Annotated in this window: 1 protein-coding gene; it reads right to left on the bottom strand. The window is 65.9% G+C overall.

The window, feature by feature from the left end; all coding sequences use genetic code 11:
- A partial coding sequence (locus AC1DHL_RS30090; protein WP_478164382.1) for an ABC transporter ATP-binding protein occupies positions 1 to 390 on the bottom strand: 390 nt, incomplete at both ends.

The raw sequence follows: 390 nt of genomic DNA, 5'->3' as shown, positions 1-390 counted from the left end.
CACCGTACCCGGGCGCCGCGTCATGATGGCGATGCGGTCCGACAGGAAGATCGCCTCGTCGATACTGTGGGTGATGAACACGATGGTCTTGCGCGTCTGCTCCCAGATCCGCAGCAGTTCGCCTTGCAGGATCTCGCGCGTCTGTGCGTCCAGCGCGGCGAATGGTTCGTCCATCAGCAGCACTTCGGGCTTGTAGGCCAGCGCGCGCGCAATCGCCACGCGCTGCTTCATGCCGCCCGAGATTTCATGCGGAAAGCGCGGGCCGAAGCCGGTCAGCCCTACCAGTTCGAGGTACTCCCCCGCAATGCGCCGCCGCTCCGCACGCGGCACGCCGCGAATCTCGAGCCCGACCTCGATGTTCTCGAGCACGGTACGCCACGGGAACAAGGC

This window comes from Variovorax sp. 10L426, from assembly GCF_056395305.1.
Note: the sequence above shows the minus strand (reverse complement) of the source record. Positions and strands in the feature narration are given on the sequence as shown.